We start from the raw sequence: 17300 nt of genomic DNA on the forward strand, positions 1-17300 counted from the left end.
GCCAGGAGAATAGCCAGAAGTGGTCGGCTAGTAATCCGTAAGGCAGTAGCGGCTGGTCCGATGAGTAAAGTAAAGACAAGTAAAGCGCCGATAATCTGCACAGAGATAGAGACCACGACAGCGACCAATACCATAAAAATCACAGCAAAGAGTTGAACAGGGACCCCGCGAGCTTGAGCCACCTCAGGATCAAGCGAGCTAAACAACAAAGGCCGAAAGAGCACGAGAAGGACTGCAATGCAGATCAGGCTCATAATAGCTGTAATCCAGACATCGAACGGGCTAATGCCAAAAATAGTGCCAAATAAAATCCCGTAGACCAGTTCAGCATTCCCCGCATAGAGTTGAAGAAATAACAGGCCCAATCCAAGCGCAAAGGTCATTAAAACACCGATAGTGATATCGCGCTCGCGGATCCCTTTTCCCAGCAGCCCGATCGCTACCCCCGCAGCTAATGTAAACGCAAACAGTCCATAGACTGGATCGACCTGTAACCAGACGGCTCCGGCAGCTCCGGCAAAACCAATATTGGGCAGAGCATGGGCGGCAAAAGTCAGCCCACGCACCAGTAAGAAATATCCAGCCAATGCCGCCACCACTGCTACAAGCGAGCCAGCGAGCAGAGCATTCTGAACCTGTGTATATCCAAAGAGGGCAAAGAGATCAAACAGATCAAACATATACTTATTCCAATTCGCTCTTAAAAGCATTGTAGTTTTTCACACCACACCAACACAAACATCCAAGCGAAAGCGTGCTAGTTTTCCACACCAACAACAAACATCCGACCTAAAGCGTGCACAACTTCTACAGGTGAATTGTATAGACGGGTCAACGTCTCGCTATTAATGACCTCATCAGGCGTCCCAATGGTGCTCTTGCCATTAGCAAGGTAAAGTACGCGGTCGATAGACTGCAACAAAGGATTTACATCGTGCGAAACAAGTAGCGCTGACACCTGACGCGAGCGGCAGATACTATCAACGAGTGCAACAATCTCTTTCTCTCGTGTCAAATCCAGGTTAGCTAATGGCTCATCCAGCAGAAGCAGGCGCGGGTTTGTCAGAAGGGCCTGAGCAATCAGCAAGCGCTGCTGCTCGCCGCCTGAAAGCTGACCGACAGGAGCATTGGCAAAGTGAAGTGCTCCAACCTCTTCTAACGCCTGCTCTATCAGACTGTTCCGCCTTCGACTGGGCCAGCCTGGCCCCCAACGATGTCCATCCAGACCAAATCCAACCACATCACGTGCTCGTAAGGCCAGTTCAGCCTCCAATACACGGTGCTGAGGCGCATAGCCAATCCCACTATTCCCACGTCGCGGAGGTTGGCCCAGAATCGTAATAGAACCTGCACTGGGCTTGATCAAACCCAGCAGCAACTTAAGCAATGTGCTCTTACCAGCTCCATTGGGACCAAGAATCGCTACAAACTCGCCCTCATTAATAGTCAGGCTCACATCATCCAAAATTGTTCGCCCGCTCAGACGCACTTGCACATGATCAAGAGCAACTACAGGCTGAAGCGCGACACGCTCCACCGCATCAATTTTCACTAATTCCATCTCCTATTTAGCTAAAGCGGCCTCTAGAGCATTCAGCTGGTCAAGCATCCACGTTTGATACGTTTTTGTTGTCGGCATTGTTTCGCTGACAGCCACAACAGGAAGATGCTGTGCTTTCGCATCGTCCTGCAACTTCGTGGTCACATTGGAAGTTGTCTGCACATTATAGATTAAGACTTTGATCTGCTTCTGCTTCACCTGATTGTCCGTAGTCACCACTGAATCAGCAGGAGGATCATTGCCCTCAGCCATAGCCTTCTCAAATGCAAAAGGCGTCATAATCTTCAGACCCATTGGTTGGGCCTGATAGAGATAGATCGTCTCGGTCAGGCCAATCGGAGTGCCTGCATACCTGGCCTTAATCTCATCCATCTTCTGATGAATTGCCTGAAGGGACTGCTTAAAGGTCTGCAGATTGGTAGAGAAATCAGATGTATGAGCTGGATCTAATGTAATTAATTGCTCAGTAACCTTCTCAGCTATAACATCCATATTGTCAACATCATACCAGATATGTTCATTATCTGGTAATTTTTGAGGAAGGGCGAGATCAGAACCTTTAATCACCGAGCGCTCGGCTTTAGGGGCGCTGGAGAGTAGCTTATCAATCCAATTATCATACCCACCACCATTTGCAACGATTAATCTGGCGTTGCCAACCGCCTTTGCATTATTAAAATTGGACTCAAACTCATGAGGATCTACATTCGGATCTGAGAGAATACTGGTAACCGAGACATGAGCTCCACCGAGCTGCTTCACGATATCTCCATAAAAATTCTCAGCCGCCACCACTTTAATTCCAGAGGAGGCAGAGGAACTGGCAGGACCACAGGCACCCAACATACTTCCTAGCACCGCCATGCCCACTAAGACAAATAGAACATTCTTTAACCAGGGCATTATACTATTCTCCTTCACAGACCAGAGCCACCTTATCAATCTTATGAGCACGTTAATGATACTTAATATCTATAACAGAGAATAGCATATGCTCAAGTCAGTTGTCAATGAGATCATGTCTCAATATGCATGTTTTTCAGATAACGTTGACCAGGACACTCTGGCTCTGTGAGGTAAAGCCTGGAGCATGAACGGAGATATGAATACGCCAGGAACCAGCCATGCTAAATGAGAGAGGAGAGCTATACTCGCCAGAATGGGCTTCTTTAAGGGCATTTTGAACTGTTCCCATATCCATTGTAGTCATATTAAAGCTAGAGATCACCTGCGCCCGCTGAATAGGGGCTCCATCGGAATCGCTCAGGTGAACGATTATCCTGGTGGCTTGATGAGAGACAAGACGTGTCTCTTCAAGATGCACCTGCAATTTTACAGGTGCATCAAAATGAACATTGGCTGCAAAGATCAGTACACTGGAGCAAGCCAGGAAAAGCATCATAAAAAAAATGGGGCGAACACGCACCTGCGTTATTCCTCCTGTTATTGATATAATCAGGAACTGATCTTTGAGTATCTGCGCTACTTTTGGGTGGAAAAACCATCTTTGGACGTCGTATCCGCTATTCCAGGCTTTCCGCTCCTCCGCGCCAGCCCATAGCCGCCACCAAATCCAGCCAGTAAAGCAACCAATCCAACGACGACAGAGGTCCAGAGAGGAGTGCCTGTGTTACCAGCTGTTGAAGGCGAAGTGGCCTGCGTGCCGTTAGCATTCGCAGAGACCGCTGAAGCTGTACTATCAACAGTAAAAGTAAAGGCCCCCTGATCTGGATCATTATCATCTGCCGAGACCGTTGTCCAGCGGACGACATACACTCCATTTTTCTCGGGCTTAATCTTTACCGACATATGATTTGGATCATTTAAGCCAACGGTTGCATCCCCCTGGTTAATGAGATCTCCACTCGGACCATAGACAAACAGATTGCTATTCTCGGCCCCAGGCTTCATGTTTTCTGCCGCAGTGACCGTAATGGTTGTAGGTGGCTGGGCAATCGTCGAACCAGCCTTCGGGTTAGAGTCTGTTACTTTAGCATGCAAAGGAGCAGCCAGCGCTGTACCAGCTAATACGGCCAGTAGCCCGAAACTGATAACTATGGCTCCCAGCAAACGAGTGGTCTGGAGAAAGATTCTCATAGACTCTTTTTGCACCTTTCATTATAATGAATAGAAGGAGTGTAGACAAGGTTTGTTTTATCAGGCGACAAATAGTCTCACCCTGAGCTCATACCTTCCAGATTTACTCTAGAGAGAGGCCATTGTGGCTAGCTTCGATCATTTGATCGTCTCTTATACACCATAGGTCAACCAGGGCGTTCTGTCCATAGGTATCAGTCCCTATCTTTTCCCCTAAGGAGACATTACACCAGGCGTCGACGGAGACGCTTCCTCAGTTGCAGACGCTGTTCTGAGATAAAGATGCCAATGAGAATCAGCATGACACCACCCCATTGCGAGAGAGTGACCTTCTCAGACAGAACCAGCGCAGACAATGTAGTGGCCACAGGTAGCTCAATCGAACTCAAAATCGCTGCCATAGCAGGTCCAATCGGCGGAATCCCAAGCGTAAACAGGAAAGGCGGAATAATGACGCCGAAGATACCCAGCAACACCATCCAGACCCAGAGCCCCTGCTCAAGCGCCCCCGTGGCAATAAATGTTGGCGGGAAGATACAGATGGTGATGAGGGTCGCACCAGTCATCATGAGCGTACTGCGTAGACTGGCAGGAACTTCGACGGCAACGCGGCCACTGACACTGATATTACCTGTATAACTACAAGCTGCCAGCAAAGCAAAACTGATACCCACGAGATCAAATGAACCTTTTGTCAGCGCTTCATAGCCCCCCGCCAGGACTGTTCCCGCCACAACACAGATAAGGGCTATCCATTGGTTCTGAGTGAGCGGCTTACGCCGAATAAACCAATCAAGCAAAATACTCATCCAGACAAACTGGAATAATAGGATAACTGCCAATGAGGCCGAGAGAGTCTGAAGGCTCAGATAATAAAAGACACCAGTTAAGCCAGGAAAGATTCCACTAACCAGGAGTTTCAGCACCGTCTGCCAGGAGAGGTGACGTAAGCCACCTAAACGGGGAAGACTGATGATCCAGAGGCCCAGACAACCAAATACGAGCTGTGAAGAGGTCACATCTGCTACCGAGAAACCCTGACCATAGGCCAGTTTCACCATGGTCGATAAAATGCCAAAGGAGGCACCAGCTAATAAGACAAGAAGGCTTGCTGTCAACTTATTCAAAGAGACCGCCCTTTCTATTATGATCTGTATCCATTGATCCATATCAATGAGCTATACCCACGACAGCTCTCCAGGCGGCAAGAGTTGTACAGGCGTTACGGTACAGGCGTACACCCATCTCAAGATGACCTGGAAAGTCCAAGAGATCTAGCTGGAATGAGCCGATACCGTCGGTAAGAAGAGACCTACCCGTATTAGTTAGCAAAGTCGTAGTAGGAGGCTACGCTTTTCTGCTCAATGGGGAGAACCAGAGGATGCTATTGCTCCTTCTTATACTGCGCGCTTCAAGGAGCTCAGGATCGCCTTAAGCTGCTTGCTGCTCATCTCCCATTTGCCATGATGATATCTGAATTAAACGAGATTCTTCGTCTCCACTGAGAGACTTTCATCAATCTAAGGACCCAATCCGAGATTTTAGCACAGAGAGAAAATCTGGTCAACCCGGCTGGCTGCTAAGCTGATAGGAACCAGCAAAGAGAATAAGAAAGTCCTGGCATGTTCTATAAGAACATGGAATGTTCTCATGTTTTCTGGTAAAATACATTTCATAAGTAAAATTTGCTTTAAAGTATTTCACGCGCAGCTTCATGAAGAAATGCTGCACTTACACCGCGAACGAACGGAGATATCTCATGCCTACATATACTCCCTCTCGTATTCGCCATATGGTACTCGCGTCATTACACACCTTGCTACAAAAAGGCTTGAAGAGGCTCTTTTCTGCCTCTTTTGTCCCCCCCATTGCCCTTCTCATCGATGGAGATAATAATTCAAATATGTCGTCAGAGCTTCTGGCCCAGATTCTGGTTGAGGCCGGAAAATTCGGAGGGGTCACCATTCGCAAGGTCTATGGCAATTGGCGCGAACCAAATATGGATCGCTGGAAAGATCTTTGCAGCCACTATGCGATTGAGCCAATTTACCATATGCAGACAACCATGGCTGGCAAAAACGCAGCCGATATCGCGCTTGCCATCGATGCCCTGGATCTCCTGCGCTGCCAGGATATCACACACTTCTGCCTGGTCGCCAGCGATAGCGATTACCTACCCCTGGTACGACGTTTGAGAGAGGCAGGCTGCTTTGTCATTATTATCGGAAAAAGTTCGACGCTTCCAATCCTTACCCATGCCTGCAATGTCTTTTTAGCTCATGAGGAGCTCATTTTTAAGCCTTTGTACCTGCCCAAAGCACTACCAGTAGAGAGCAAACAGGCAATTTCCCCCTCTCCATCCACTACAGAGCAGCGTATTCTTTCTGATCTGCTGCTACGGGCTTACCTCCAGGCTGTCAACAATCAGAAAGAAGAGTGGATCTCTATTCAACGTTTTAGTGCAGCAATTCGCCAGATCGATGAAAATTTTAAGCCAATTGATTATCATTATAAAAACTATCCACTTTTAATCCAGGCTTTTCCCACTATCTTTGAGACAAAACGGCAAAAGACCGGTCATCTCGCACTACGTTGCCTGAATTCATCGCCTGTCAACAAAAAAAATAGCTAGAAAGCAGAGAGCGGAATCTACTTTCTAGCGATGATGGCTGTAAAGAAGCTTTGCCTCAGACGAGTTTGAGTTTACCAATCAGACCCGTATTATACTCTGTAAACAATACAACACCATGACCAGCATTTGTAATATCCGCTGGCATACTATGTGGTGTCGGTACGACAAACTCTTGTATTAGTGAACCATCAGTAGCAATACGCCCAACCTTATTGGTGGCGAACTCAGTAAAAGCCAGAGTACCATCACCAAAATTAGTAATTCCAGCCGGTTCGCAATGAGCGGTAGGGATCGTGAACGTAGAAAACACGCCAGCAGTCGTCATACGACCAATCTGGTTATGTCGAGTATCGGTAAACCAGAGCGCCTGATCAGGTCCCAGAGTCAGTGCCGAGATATTCGTGGAGGCTTGCGGCAAAGGAAAAGACGTTATTGTACCATTGGGGGCGATACGTCCAATCCGATTACCTGCCAGGACGGTAAACCACAATGCCCCATCGGGCCCTCTTGTGAGGATATCTGGACTGGAGAGATTAAGTGGAAGCGTAAACATCGTAATCTTTCCTCCAGCTGTAATCCTGCCAATCTGGTTATTTTCAGAGATGCCAAACCAGATATTCCCATCTGGCCCCACAGTAATACCTGAAGGGGAAGAGTTCGTCAGGACTCCAGGTAGCGAAGGGACCGAAAAGAAATGAAGCTTCCCCGATGGCGTTACATATCCTACCTGATCGGGAAAATTATAAGACGAAGAGATAGCCGTAAACCAGATATTCTGTTTTGTATCTATGGTAATTGTATTTAACAAATAATAAGAGGATATTGGAAGAACTTTCACTGTCCCCGCGGGCTCAAACATCCCAAGAGCGGTCCCCATATTGAGAATAAAGCGAAACATACGATTGGGTCCCTTTATCAGCCGAGCAGGATACGCATGAGAATCATACAATGAAAATTCACTGAATCTGGAGGCCTTTCGCACAACAGTAGGATGCACATGCTGAATATGACCTGATCCATCAGACCGCTGTAATCCATGCGCCGCCACAGGAAAGGCTCCATACAAGAGATAAAAAGCGGCCAAACATACCGCGATAAGAGGTTTTCTTAAAAGATTTCTACCCACAACTACATTACCTCCAGCTAGATAGAGAAGTATCTCCTTAAAATGTTTACAATAGCAAATATGTCTTTTATATTATACTTTTATAATAAAATACACATATGCCAGTATTCAAATACTAAAATACTGGCATATGTGTGAATCAGCCTGAGCGTATTAGTAACATAAGGAGAGCAGTCAGAGTAATTTCTTGAGCAAGGGAGGGGTTTTTTCATTGTGCTCAATCTGCCAATAGGTTGAACTAAAGGAACGTAAAAGAGGAGTAGTGGGATGGGAGGGAGCAATGACAAGTAAAGATCGAGCTGCTCTGGACAGAGCGGCATAAAAAATATGGCGCTCACGATTTAATACTTCCGTCAGTTCGCTATTCGAAATTCCATGTGGGAGCACTGGATAGGGAGCATGCATAAAACCAGCCAGCGCCACAATGGGAAACTCCAGGCCCTTCGCATTTGAAAACGTCAAGATCTTCCAGCCAACCACCTCTTCTTCATCTCGCTCCATATGGCTTCCTTCTTGCTTCATCCCTTCAATATATGTTGCTTCCTGCTGCATCTCTCGTAACGCTGACGCAAGCTTATGTCCTGCTTCTGGAGTGGGGCAAAGAATGGCACAGTCTTTGCTGGTCAGATAGAGATTGGCGCACTCCTGTTGAAGAAAAGAGACAAGCCGCTGAAGCTCTTCCTGAGCAGACCCAACAAGACATACACGGGGCAGTGGCCCATTAGCCTGACTGATGGGCTCGATCTCTGTCGGAGCCTGGAGTCCCTGAAGATAGGATTGAGCGGCCAGGCTAATCTCACGCGTGGAACGATAATTGGCGTGAAGGAGGTTGACGCTTCCTTGAAAGTCTACATCTATATAGACATCAGCCCAGGTAAAGTTATTCCTATACATCGACTGATTTGTATCTGCAGTAATAAACAGGCCACCTGGCTGTTTGCAAAGTTTAATTAACATATGAAGCAAGGTAGGAACTAAATCCTGGGCCTCATCAATGATCACAGCATCAAAATCATGATAATATGGGCTCAACTGCACCAACTGGGCGGCACGAGCGTAGCGCTGTTGCACTGATTCTTTGGCTGTCTCCTGCACCATAGTGCACCAGGACTCATAGACTTTCCAGACGCCTCCACGCTGCATCCAACGCAACGGGATGCTACAGCCTTCGCGTCGAGCCGAAAGGTATTCTTTAAGGGTGGTAATCTGGCCTGCAATAATAATCGTATTAAACTCTTTGAGCAGATACTCTGGCCCCATCATATCAATCGTCTGCCGCTGCAATTGCTGAACTGCTTCAGGATTTCCATCTAGCTTTGTCTGTTCAATAGCTTTTTTCACCAGATGTACTTGCTCATCATAGCTGAGGCCTTCTTTCCCTGGAGACTGCTTGCGCAAAACTTTGCGCACCATTTTGTCAGCCGTCTCTAGTGTTACCAGAGGAAATTTGTCGCCAAGAAGTTCTTTGAGGGATCGACGGGCATGCTCCAATAGCCTCTGGTTATATGTGATAAACAGGATCTGGGGTTTATTCCGCTCTTCCGGCCATTGTTCCAGAACGGACTTGACACGATAAAAAGCCACTGTTGTTTTGCCCGTTCCTGGCCCGCCTCGGAGCAAGGTGGGGAAAGTCGCCTCAGGATCCCACCTGGCACACATCTCCTGCTCTCGAGAAAGTGGAAAACCTACAGGAGATATATCTTCGCTCTGCGCTAATGAAGGGAGATTCAAAGTCTTTGCCCTGGTAAACATATGCTCATGGATAGTCAGAAGAATTGAATCCTCTACCCCCGGGCAATCCAGGAGGCTTTCTTCTGAACGAACAAGCACCAGTCGATTATAGTATTTCGGGGGGACCTGAAGCTGACTCAATAACTCGGGTGTGATGGGCTCTGGCAAGGGTCGTCCAGACTGAGGTGGCTCTGGCACTGGTAAAGGCGAGATGACCGGCAGAGAGGGAGTTGGATACGGATCAGAGAACGAAGCATCCAATGCCAGGGCTAGCTCATCAACCACAGGTTCATATTCGATATCATCAATCTCTTCTACTGTATCTTTATACGTATCTTCATTCCTCAAACGTACATCTCTCAAGCGAAGATTCTTATCATCATATGAATAAATAATGCGATGACGTCCGGCACGTGCACGATGTAATTTCTCATCAGCACCCAGGTGCTTCATTTGCACTTTATGTCGACCATCTGCGACTGGATCTTCTGACAACTGACGAATTTTCTTCAGAACCAGCTGAGCCTCTTTGGCCTGCAAGCTAGCGAGATAATTGAGTGCAGCTGTCGTTAAGAGTGATTGCCTCTGTGCCATAAAGACTGTGCCCTTTCCCTATGGATACGTTGGAATGGCGGGAACCAATCCATGAATAGAGATATGAACGATCTTCAACCTATATTACAATACGTAATTATAAGCTGCTATTTTTGAATGTTTTTGTCTATGCATGTCCTACCAGGTAGCATAACCTACCGCAGAGAGGGAGGCACTCTTTTCTCGATCCTGCATTCTCGTTAAAATCCAAAAAAACGAGGGCGGATACTGCCCTCGTTCAGGGGTATACTCTTTTTATAAGAAGAGATAAAAGCAGACAAAAATAGAAAGAGCAATGAATCTATGAACATTCAACCAATTCCTACCCTTGACTTCCCGCCAGTAGATATCCCATGAAGTACTGTTGATTCATCCTCTAGCAAGTAGATGTGATAAGCTAAAAGAAAATTTGATGAGTAGAGCAATGCAGTTGCCGTGGGCTCTGCACAAAATCACTCAATCCATAGAGGAGCCTTCAGCGTGAAGAATAGGCAGCAGCTAACAGGGGCGCAAACACTTGTCGCCATGCTTCGTGCCCACAGAGTTGACACCATTTTCGGCATTCCTGGTGTGCACACCTTACCCATCTACGACGCTCTCCGCAATGAACCAGATATTCGCCATATTCTTGCTCGTCATGAGCAAGGTGCCGGTTTTATGGCCGAAGGCTATGCCCGCGCGACCGGACGTCCAGGTGTAGTCTGCACTATTACTGGACCAGGAGTTACCAATGTTGCCACCCCTATGGCCAGCGCGTATGCTGACTCAGTTCCTCTACTAGTCATTAGTAGCAGCCTTTCACGCAGTTCATTAACCCATGCTCCAGGAGAGCTCCACGAAGTCAAACACCAGTTCGGCGTAATGGAGGCGCTCGCGGGCTGGAGCCGCATCATTCAGCACGTTGAAGAGATTCCAGAAGCTCTCAATGAAGCCTTTCAGATTATGCATAGTGGCCGTCCACGAGGGGCATATCTCCAACTTCCTATCGATATCCTCAGCGAGAGAGCGGAAGTGGAGCTGTTGGAACCAGAACCAGCACAACTGCTGCAACCTGCCGAGGATGTGTTACAACAGGCGTTCCATCTCCTCACACAAGCGCAACGCCCTGTTATTATTGCTGGCGCAGGAGTTACCGCCGCTAGAGGAAACAGACAGCTACAACAATTGGCAGAACAGCTCCAGGCTCCTGTTATTCTTGGGAGTAAAAGCCATGATGTGCTTCCAACACAGCATCCGCTGGTACTTACAACCAGCGACAATTTTCCCACCGAGCTCCAGGATTTTCTCCGTCAATCGGATCTCGCCCTGGTAATTGGCAGCAAATTAGGAGCCGAACGCACAGCCAGTTGCACACTCCCGTTGCCAGAGACACTCATCCATATTGACATCGATGCCAGCGTCATTGGTCACAATTATCCAGCGACACTGGGAATCGTCGCCGATGCCCGTCTGACAATGGAGGCGCTACTCTGCAAAGTTGCGATGAGACAGCATCAGGCAACCAACCAGAGCACTGAGATCAAACAGGTTCGGACAGCCCTGGCACAAGCCACTCGTCAGATACATGGTGAAAGCTTTACAATGCTGGAAGGGCTACAGGCCGGTCTTCCCCAGGAGAGCATCGTTGTAGCCGATATGACCTTGCTCAGCTATGCAAGCGCTCAATATCTACCAGTTACAGAGCCGCGCACCTTTATCCATCCTGCAGAGTTCTGCACCATCGGCTGCGGGCTTCCGCTGGCTTTAGGAGCACGCGTTGGCGTTCCAGACCGCCCCGTGATTGCGCTCTGTGGAGATGGAGGCTTCCTCCTCAATGCCAGTGAGCTAGCAACTGCTGCACAGGAGCAGATTCCCGTCGTTATTGTCATCTTCAATGATGCCACCTTCGCAACAGTCAAAAAGGAACAGCAGAAAAGTTTTGGTGCTCGCTACATTGCCACTGATCTGCTTGCACCCGATTACGTTGCACTGGCACGAGCCTTCCATATTGAAAGCTTGCGCGTCAATACGCCAGAGGCTCTACGCATAGCTGTCTGTGAAGCAGCCCAGCGCACCACAGCAACGGTCATTGAGGCGGTTCTCCCTGCTCGACACTGGTAGTATCCAGACAGGGCTACACAGATCATAGGCGCATATTCAAACGAGTAGATCCTCTGATATGATTGGCAGAGCTCTGAGAATAGAGGGCCTGTCAGGGCAACTGAACCTGGCCCTGCACATAACAGAGAGTCGTACTCCCATCCGGCTGGCCTGCTAGAATCAGAACTGGTTTGGCCAGAGCATCGCCATTAGATGCAAAGGCCAGAGGGCCACTCACCCCCTGGATAGCATTCTCGTTTGTCAGTTGCGAGAGAGCCTGGCGGACTGCCTCTGGAGTGAGGCTTTTATTCAGCAATACGACCTGACTGACCGCCCATAAGAGAGTCCGCATAGCATCGTATGCCAGGATAGCATCTGCATCAGGAAGATTATAGCCATACTTTTTCTGCTGATATTGATTATGAGGATCAAAGGCCTGAGTATACTGAGCAAAAAACGCTGGTTGCTCTCCCTTCCATTCATCGGGAAAAGCAAATGACGTAAAATAAAGCCGCTTATAGCTAGAAAAGGCCTCCAATGAATAATCCCCCTGCACGTAGAGAGCGTCCCCACCCATCATCTTCAGGCAAACATTCTGACAGGGAGGGAGGCTTTTAAGAACGACGCTGGCGTCACTTACATAGCCCGCAAAATAGATCAGATCGGGATGTAAGGTAGCAACCTGATTAATTCCAGCTGTCAGGCTCTCCACACGACCACGTGTATACCGCACCGCAGTGACATGATGGCTCCCATCAACAAAATTCTGCATAAAAGCTCGCGCCAGGCTGCGACTATACGAATTATCAGGATCATAGAAAAGCTCGACCTGGGTTGCATGCAGATTTGTCTGTGCATATTGGGCAGCTACACGACCCTGAAGAGCATCAGTAGGTACGACGCGAAAAAAATAAGGAGACTTTCCTGACAGCTCATCACTTGATGCCGTCGACGAAACCATCGGTATATGCGCATTTGACAACACATGGAGGGCTGCAAGAGTACTGCCACTCGTCGGCCAGCCAAGCACTCCCACAAGCGTTGTATCTTGCCGGGCCAGCAGTACAATCTGCTGAGCCACCTGAACCGCACTCGCATCATCAAAACCAATATCAGCAATCACAATCCGTAGGAGCTTACCTCCATGTAGTCGAGCCTGCGCATTCGCCTCTTTCTGAGCTATATAGGCCCCCTGGAGAATATCTCGCCCTCCTCCAATATGCTCCTTCGCCAGGATAGTACATACAACCAGGCTGACATACGGCTGTCGTGAAGCCAGTACACTCTGATCTTCTAAATAAATCCAGGCCTCTGCATCATTGCTGTCCACCAGAACAGCCTGTTGCCAGAGGCTCTGCGCAAGTTGTCGATTGCCAGCTACAACCTTTGCCGCCGCCTGGTGTTTCAGATCGCCATCAGGTCGGTTCAAATCCAGAGCCAGCGAGCCATCGCTAAGATGCTTGAGATTCGCTGGCTGACCATTAATTGATAAAGCTGGCGAGGTAAAAGGAAGGACAAATGTAGAGATCATCGCCGCAATGAGTGAAAGGACTACAATTAATAACATTCGACGATCTCTCCATGCTCGCTTGCTAGAAAGTTTATCTAGCGCGAGCGACTGGGCAAACTGAGCAATCGAACTGGCTGGTAAGCGAGCCTCATCCATGGTTTGAGCAGCCATCCGCCTGCGCCGGAACAGGCGTTGCCAGAGCGGCACAGGCCTCACCCGCACCCTGGAGAGGGCTGGCTGGCGCATCGTTATGCCAACGATCAGTAGCCCAATCAGGATAACAGGAGCCAATGTGCAGACAAATGCTAAACGACCATCAAAGCCTGGCAAGTGATAAAGAATAAAGCCAAAGCCAAAGGTAGCACCACCAACAAAAAGTGGAATCAGAAGAGGCCAGAAACGGGAGATATTCAGCACACGCAACGTCATCTTCTGCCACTGCATTCTAGCCCTCCAATGCTTATAGTGAATTTCAGGCGGCGAACAGACTTGATTAACCAGCACCACCCTCCGCATATATGCATTAATTAAGCGATAATCTTCCAGCGTTGCGCGGCAACCTGGGCAACGCAGGACATGCTGTGCCAGAGCCTTACTTTGCTCAGTTGGCAGATCCTCTACCTGCAACAGGGCAAGCTTCTCGGCCCACTCTTCGCATGGCTGCAAAGAAGATCTATCTACCATCTATCAGTCTCCTTTGACTCATCATCGCAGACATTGCGCAAACGAAGATATTCCTCGCGGAACACAATATATGATTTACTAATATAGGTCCGTACCGTTCCAGGTGTTAACCCCAAACGTTGCGATATCTCAGCCGGAGAGTTCCCCTGTAAATGCAGCACAAAACAATCCCGCTGCCCACCAATCAAACGCTGCAACACGACATGTACCACTTGATAAAACAATAACTCCTGTTGAATCTGTTCTTCAAATGTCACCACACAACTCTCCTCCCAGCCTTCATTGGTACATAGTGGCTTACGCTTCACTGAACGCAGATGATCTCTGGCAGTATTCATCGCAATACGCCCCAACCACGTCTTAAATGCTTCGCCGTTGCGCAAACTCGCCAGTTTGGCATGGACCTTAACAAAGGACTCTTGAGCAAGATCCTCTACACAGGTAGTATCGTGAACAACATTAAAAATAAGTGTACATACAAACTTAAAATAGCGTAGATAGAGGGCCTCAAACGCCTGATTATCGCCACGCAGCGCATGCTGCACTAACCATTCATCGGAATGTTCATCAGAACGATCCAGCATATACGGGCTCCTTTTTCTATAATCTAAAAGGTGATATGTCAATGGAATGGTTGAGAGGGTAACGCCCTTACGTACGATAAGGCAGACAAGATGGACAAGGCGCAATTCTATCTAGCCTGAATGAAATGAATTGAGACACAAAAGAATATAGATGTTCCATTATGTAGAGACGCTCGAAAACAAAATTCTTCAATTTGAACAGAAGTATGAGTTGGTATAGACTATACCCATTTTCCTGGCGTCTCTGCTATAATCAAAAAGAGGGAGATTAAGAGTACAGCGCCGCACTTCCACGTCCCCGTCAGGTTCCTCGTTCACTACACACGTACAAACATTGCGAAAGGACAATACATGTTAACCAGGCTAGGAGGGGGGCTTTACCGCGCTCGGTGGGCACTCCTGCTCTTTACGTTGCTTCTGACAGCAATCATGGGATGGTATGGATTAGGAGTCTTTGATTCACTTGGGTCAGCCACTCTTGGTAATCCTAAAGATGAGTCTATTCGGGCCGCAAAATTACTAAATACCACCTTTGGGACAAAAACTGACGATAAAGATAGCTTTTTACTTCTCCTCAAAAGTGATGAGCTGAAAGCTACCGATCCAGCCTATCAACAGGCTGCTACGCAGTTGTTTGATACCCTGAAACAACGGTCAGAGGTGCTCTCTATTCAGAGCTATTATTCGACCCATTCAGCAAACTTCCTCTCACGCGATGAACATGAGACATTTGCGGTTGTGAATGTTTCAACCAGGAATGGCGGTTCAACAACCTATCATAAACTTGAGCCTCTCTTTAAAGCTCCTGGTCTGGATGTGAAAGCTGGTGGTTCACTGGCGGTTACGGTCCAATTCAATGATCAGTTGAAGAAAGATCTAGAATTTGCTGAAGTTATTGCACTGCCAATTGTGGCTATTCTACTGGTCATTATCTTTGGTGGTTTAACATCAGCCTTGATGCCATTGATTATTGGTGGCTTTGCTATTGTTGGTTCATTTACTTTACTGCGTATCCTGACACATTTTATTGATGTATCGAGCTTCGCTACTAATGTCGTGACAATTATCGGTCTGGGTCTGGCCATCGACTATTCGCTCTTTATTATTACCCGTTTCCGCGAGGAGCTCTCGCACGATCCTACTAATATCAAACGAGCCATACAAAAAACGATGGGCACTGCCGGACGTACAGTGCTCTTTTCTGGATTGACGGTCTGTACCAGTCTCCTTAGCTTGCTGGTGATTGATGAGCCAGTGCTGCATAGTATTGGCCTGGCAACCATTGCTTCGGCTCTGGTCGCAATGCTTGGCGCGTTGACGGTCTTACCGGTCATCCTGGCATTGTTAGGGACACGTATTAATACCTTATCTTTACAACGGCTCTTCTCGCGTCGTGAGGCTAATAGTCAGAAGCAAGGGGCCTGGTACCATCTGTCCTATTTTGTGATGCGTTGGCGCATTCCAGTAACAACGGTGCTGATTCTCTTTTTGCTTGCATTGGGTATTCCATTCCTCCATGCATCCTTTGCCAGCACAGATGAGCGCTCATTACCTCTTAGCTCACCAGCACGAGCTGTAATTGATGATCTAAACAAAAATTTTGAGGGACAGAACAATACAACGATCAGTGTTGCCATCACAACTCACGGAGATGCGCTGTCGAGCGATAATCTGGCTAAACTCGATGACTATGTGACGGATGCCAGCAAATTGCAGGGCGTAATCAATGTCCAGAGCGTGGTGACGCTGAATCCACAATTGACATTGGCAAATTATCAGCAACTCTACGCCCATCCTACCGCCAGCCCGATCGCAAGTCAGCTTACAGAAGCTGCAAAACAGTTTGCGAAGGGTGATGTCGAGAAGGTTACCATTATTGCCAGCTTTGATCCTCATTCAAGTGCGACGCAAGATCTTGTAAAGCAGGTTCGTGGCCTTCATCATCCCGATGGTTTTGACATTCTGGTTGGTGGCGGCATGGCCCAACAGGTTGATCAGTTTACAAATCTGAGCAGTTCGATTCCCAGGGCTCTTCTGGTCATGGCGATCGCGATCTTTGTGCTACTATTCTTAATGACCGGCTCGATTGTCATGCCTATCAAGGCGATTCTCCTGAATATTCTTTCACTGACGGCAACCTTTGGTGCTCTGGTCTGGATCTTCCAGGACGGCAATCTCCAGAATCTCCTTGGCTTTAAAGCCTTTGGTGCGCTGGATAGCACGCAGCCAGTGTTGATCTTTGCCATCGCCTTTGGTCTCTCCATGGACTATGAGGTCTTTTTGCTCAGCCGTATCAAAGAGCAATTTGATAAGACACAGAATAATAAAGAGGCTGTCGCTGTCGGTCTTCAAAAGACCGGGTGGCTGGTCACAAGTGCCGCCATGCTCCTGTCTGTGGTCGTGGCAGCCTTTGCCACATCGCGCATCATCTTTATTCAGGAGATTGGTGTCGGTATTTCATTGGCTATCCTTATGGATGCAACAATTGTCCGAGCGCTACTGGTTCCTGCAATGATGGCGCTGCTGGGAAATTGGAACTGGTGGGCTCCACGTCCCCTGCAAAAGGTCTGGCAATACATTGGACTTCGTGAGCCAACGGAAGATGAACCTATCCTCAGCGATGAAAAACAGTCTGTAGAGGCTCCATCTTTCGTGTAATGTCTCTGGAACGTTGAAAGAGAGCCTCGCCCATATAAAGAGTA

Annotated in this window: 13 protein-coding genes; 3 read left to right on the top strand and 10 right to left on the bottom strand. The window is 48.0% G+C overall.

The genetic code is table 11. From position 1 onward, the window contains the following. The 6 genes from EL628_RS21105 to EL628_RS21130 all read right to left on the bottom strand — a co-directional run. Positions 1 to 680: metal ABC transporter permease (locus tag EL628_RS21105; protein WP_136626718.1), on the bottom strand; the 680-nt coding region annotated here is incomplete at its 3' end. Between the two features lie 77 nt (positions 681 to 757). Beyond that, positions 758 to 1561: a metal ABC transporter ATP-binding protein gene (locus EL628_RS21110; RefSeq protein ID WP_126581997.1), complete on the bottom strand. Its 804-nt coding sequence runs from the start codon at positions 1559 to 1561 to the stop codon at positions 758 to 760. 3 nt (positions 1562 to 1564) lie between these two features. Further along, positions 1565 to 2464 carry a metal ABC transporter solute-binding protein, Zn/Mn family gene (locus tag EL628_RS21115; protein WP_126581998.1) on the bottom strand — a complete coding sequence of 300 codons (900 nt, stop codon included), beginning with the start codon at positions 2462 to 2464 and terminating at the stop codon, positions 1565 to 1567. Between the two features lie 136 nt (positions 2465 to 2600). Further along, positions 2601 to 2987, bottom strand: coding sequence for a FixH family protein (locus EL628_RS21120; RefSeq protein WP_126581999.1), 387 nt, complete (start codon positions 2985 to 2987; stop codon positions 2601 to 2603). Between the two features lie 56 nt (positions 2988 to 3043). Continuing rightward, a complete protein-coding gene (locus tag EL628_RS21125; RefSeq protein ID WP_126582000.1) occupies positions 3044 to 3658 on the bottom strand; it encodes a copper resistance CopC family protein in 615 nt (204 codons plus the stop codon). Between the two features lie 224 nt (positions 3659 to 3882). Next, a complete protein-coding gene (locus EL628_RS21130; RefSeq protein WP_126582001.1) occupies positions 3883 to 4785 on the bottom strand; it encodes an EamA family transporter in 903 nt (300 codons plus the stop codon). A gap of 632 nt (positions 4786 to 5417) precedes the next feature. On the opposite strand from EL628_RS21130, the gene EL628_RS21135 reads away from it, so the two are divergent. Continuing rightward, complete coding sequence (locus EL628_RS21135) at positions 5418 to 6290, top strand: NYN domain-containing protein (RefSeq protein ID WP_161975655.1); 873 nt, start codon at positions 5418 to 5420, stop codon at positions 6288 to 6290. A gap of 55 nt (positions 6291 to 6345) precedes the next feature. On the opposite strand, the gene EL628_RS21140 is transcribed toward EL628_RS21135, so the two are convergent. Next, entirely contained in the window at positions 6346 to 7188 is an 843-nt protein-coding gene (locus EL628_RS21140; protein ID WP_126582003.1) for a Vgb family protein, read from the bottom strand. Positions 7189 to 7590: 402 nt separating this feature from the next. Continuing rightward, the gene (locus tag EL628_RS21145; protein ID WP_126582004.1) at positions 7591 to 9741 is read right to left on the bottom strand and encodes a 3'-5' exonuclease; all 2151 of its coding nucleotides are present in this window, start codon (positions 9739 to 9741) and stop codon (positions 7591 to 7593) included. A 480-nt stretch (positions 9742 to 10221) separates the two neighbouring features. Here EL628_RS21145 and EL628_RS21150 point away from each other — a divergent pair, with 480 nt between their 5' ends. Continuing rightward, complete coding sequence (locus EL628_RS21150) at positions 10222 to 11841, top strand: thiamine pyrophosphate-binding protein (protein ID WP_126582005.1); 1620 nt, start codon at positions 10222 to 10224, stop codon at positions 11839 to 11841. A gap of 91 nt (positions 11842 to 11932) precedes the next feature. On the opposite strand, the gene EL628_RS21155 is transcribed toward EL628_RS21150, so the two are convergent. Both EL628_RS21155 and EL628_RS21160 read right to left on the bottom strand, forming a co-directional pair. Continuing rightward, on the bottom strand, positions 11933 to 14014 hold the full coding sequence (locus tag EL628_RS21155; protein WP_126582006.1) for an ABC transporter substrate-binding protein: 2082 nt from the start codon (positions 14012 to 14014) through the stop codon (positions 11933 to 11935). Beyond that, positions 14008 to 14598: an RNA polymerase sigma factor gene (locus EL628_RS21160; RefSeq protein ID WP_126582007.1), complete on the bottom strand. Its 591-nt coding sequence runs from the start codon at positions 14596 to 14598 to the stop codon at positions 14008 to 14010. The genes EL628_RS21155 and EL628_RS21160 overlap by 7 nt, the downstream gene beginning before the upstream one ends. Positions 14599 to 14949: 351 nt before the next feature. Between EL628_RS21160 and EL628_RS21165 the strand changes: the two genes are divergently transcribed. Continuing rightward, positions 14950 to 17256, top strand: a complete 2307-nt coding sequence (locus tag EL628_RS21165) for an MMPL family transporter (RefSeq protein WP_126582008.1) — start codon at positions 14950 to 14952, stop codon at positions 17254 to 17256. Positions 17257 to 17300: the final 44 nt, after the last annotated feature.

Source organism: Tengunoibacter tsumagoiensis, assembly GCF_003967535.1.
In the GTDB taxonomy this organism is placed as follows: Bacteria; Chloroflexota; Ktedonobacteria; order Ktedonobacterales; family Ktedonobacteraceae; genus Tengunoibacter; species Tengunoibacter tsumagoiensis.